The organism is Methanoregula sp. (assembly GCF_002835825.1).
Classification (GTDB): Archaea; Halobacteriota; Methanomicrobia; order Methanomicrobiales; family Methanospirillaceae; genus Methanoregula.
Genome location: NZ_PIZH01000283.1, coordinates 1 through 2,836 on the forward strand (window position 1 = coordinate 1; position 2,836 = coordinate 2,836).

The window sequence follows — 2,836 nt, forward strand, 5'->3', positions numbered from 1 at the left end:
CTTACGGGGAGGCGCAGGTTTCACCGCTTTTTTCCTCGCTTTCTTCTCAGCTTTTGACGGATAGACCTTATCGGACTTCGTCCAGGCCCGGGGATACGTGCCCGGCTGCATGAAGACTGCTGTCGGCGCGATGACGAGGCCGGTATCGCCGGGCCTGAACGAGACCGATGGGACGAGTGCCTTCCCGAGACAGACGAACTCCTTTTTCTCAGAGAGCACGGCAACGGTCTGGTCCTTTCCAAACTCCATGGTGCTGACCACGCCGACGCCGGCAAGCGAGGCACCGTGACAGATCGCATCGATTGCCGCATTGTGGATCACAACAATCGGCAGTTCCGGGACTGCACCATCGACCGAAACCACCATCTTCTCAAGCGCCGTGCGATCACCATCCCGTGCCGTAGCGGCAGCGTCCTGGACGTCGAACAGGGTATACATTGTGTCTTCATCAAAGGTTCCGGAGCGTGTCCGGCGCAGTTCTACCATGTGGGCACCGACGCCCAGCACGAACCCCATGTGGTGGCAGAGCGAGCGGATGTAGGTGCCGGCATCGCAGTGCACCTGGAAGAGGACGAGGCGGCCGTCAACGTCAAGGATCTCCAGTTTGTGGACCTCGCGGATGCGGAGGTTCCGTTTCACGGCGCTTTTCCGGGGCGGTCTCTGGTAGAGCCGGCCGGTGAACTCCTCTGCGAGTGTGGCGATTCGCTCCCGGTCCACATCCCCGTGCAGCCGCATCAGGCAGACATATTCCTTGTCATGCTGGAGCAGGAGCGGAGCGAGCCGGACGGCGTTGCCGAGCATGATGAGCAGCACACCGGAGACCTGCGGGTCGAGCGTGCCCGAGTGGCCCACCTGGCACCCCAGCATCTTTCCAACCCACGCGGCTACCTCGTGGCTTGAGGGACCACGGGGCTTGTCGACGACGATGATGCCAGCCTTGTTCCAGAGATGGACCGCCTCCGGGCCCTCTGGTGTGTGGGGGATGTCCATATCAGGCGCCCCCTTTTGTACCCAGATACACGTTCAACGCACTCAGGGATCCCTCGAGTGAACCGTCACCAATAACGGCCGGAACGGTCCCTCCGGCTTTCATGGCCGATGCCGTAATGTCCCCGATTGCCATGACGAGGAGCGTGTCCCGCGGTGTCCAGCGGGCTTTTACATACGACATGGCGCTGGTAAAGAGGATGGCATCTGCCTCATCAAGAGGGAGGTCCTCGCCGGTTGGCTCAAGCCCGTAACACCGGAACTCGCGCACGATCCCCCCTGCATTTGTTATCGAGTCAAGGAGGTTCTGGTTCGGGACATCGGCCCGGGGGATGCCAATCCTCTTCCCCCGGATCCAATCGCCGAGAAACGGCACAAAGTCCCGGGAATAGAAACTGGTGAGCGTTTCACAGTCGATGTTGTATTCCCTGAGTTCCTTTGCGGTCTGGGGGCCGATCGCGATCACCCGTGCAGATGTCGAGAGGCGGGGGGCGATGATCTTCGCCGGCAGGGCGCTCGTGAAGAAGATGCAGTCAAGCTCCCCGGCAGAGGATGCATCGATGAACGCGGCGATCTCCTGCTCCCGAATCTCTGACATCAGCGGGTGGACGCTGTAGCATTCGTGGCCGTAGGCACGGCAGCGGGAGGCATCGCTCTTCTCTTTTCCTTTCAGGCGGGTGACTGCGATCTTCATGGCGGATTGCTTTGGTGTAGTATTCGCGGGGAGATGATGGTATGCATTTCGGTTAATTTTTATTCATAATATCATATATATTATTGATGATTGAGATCCTGCTGGGTGTCCTCGCTGGCGTCATACTAGGGACGATCAGCGGGATCATTCCCGGTGTCCATGCAAATACCCTTGCTGGCGTCCTCGTCGGGCTCCAGGCAGTGTTCCTCGCCCTGCTCGGGCCCGTTGCCCTTGCATGTACGCTCTTTTCCGCCCTCATCACTCATACCTTTGTCGACGCAATACCATCGACATTCCTCGGCATACCGGATGCCGATACGGCGCTTGCCGTGCTCCCGGCGCACGCGCTCTGCCTTGAGGGCAATGGAGAGGAAGCAGTGCGGATCGCGGCCCTGGGGAGTGCCTCTGCGATGGTTATTGCAGTGCCCCTTTCCATCGTCTGCTTTCTATTCCTTCCGGCACTTCAGCCCTGGTTCGACTGGTGGATCGGGATTTTACTGATAGCCGCGGTCGGCTGGATGCTGGTGACAAGCGACGCACCCGCCTGGGGGCTTGCGATCTTCCTTGTATCGGGTATCCTTGGCGTGTTTGCCCTCCGGTACGCCTTTCTCGGCTGGCACACCCTTGCCGGGAGCAATGCCATCCTGATGCCGCTCCTCTGCGGCCTTTTTGGCATCTCCGTGCTCCTGACCGCGTCGCGGGGGACGGTACCGGAACAACAGTTCCGGGGTATACGGATACCCGATCGGATGGTGGCCCGATCATCCCTTCTTGGTACGGCAGCGGGGATTGCCGTTGGCTGGCTGCCGGGATTATCGACCGCTTCTGCAAATGGCGTACTTGCGTCCGTAATCGGATATGACAGGGATCGGAGGGCATACATCCTTGCCACCAATGCAGCGAACACTGCCAATGCTTTCATTGGTCTTGCCGCCCTTTTTGCGCTGGAGCGGATGAGGAATGGCGTGATAGCAGCCCTCGCCGAACTGCCCCTGCCCTCCATGGGAGATCTGATGGTAGCGGGAGTTCTCGCAGCCTGCGCCGCGTACCTCATTACCGTAGCGCTCTCCCGCGCAGCCCACAGGATTCGCAGCATTGACAACCTGCTCCGCACCCGTTGGGTGACCGCCTTCGTTATTGGTCTGAGCATTATCC

The 2,836-nt window shown here is 59.9% G+C and carries 3 protein-coding genes; 1 reads left to right on the plus strand and 2 read right to left on the minus strand.

Going from position 1 to position 2,836, the window contains the following annotated elements:
* Together CW742_RS09845 and CW742_RS09850 are read right to left on the minus strand one after the other, a co-directional pair.
* The coding region (locus CW742_RS09845) for an RNA-guided pseudouridylation complex pseudouridine synthase subunit Cbf5 (RefSeq protein WP_292419804.1) at positions 1 to 990 on the minus strand (990 nt) is incomplete at its 3' end.
* Position 991: 1 nt separating this feature from the next.
* Positions 992 to 1,681, minus strand: a complete 690-nt coding sequence (locus tag CW742_RS09850) for a uroporphyrinogen-III synthase (protein WP_292419807.1) — start codon at positions 1,679 to 1,681, stop codon at positions 992 to 994.
* 86 nt (positions 1,682 to 1,767) lie between these two features.
* Here CW742_RS09850 and CW742_RS09855 point away from each other — a divergent pair.
* Positions 1,768 to 2,836 (plus strand): tripartite tricarboxylate transporter permease (locus CW742_RS09855; RefSeq protein ID WP_292419810.1); only part of this gene is annotated, 1,069 nt, incomplete at its 3' end.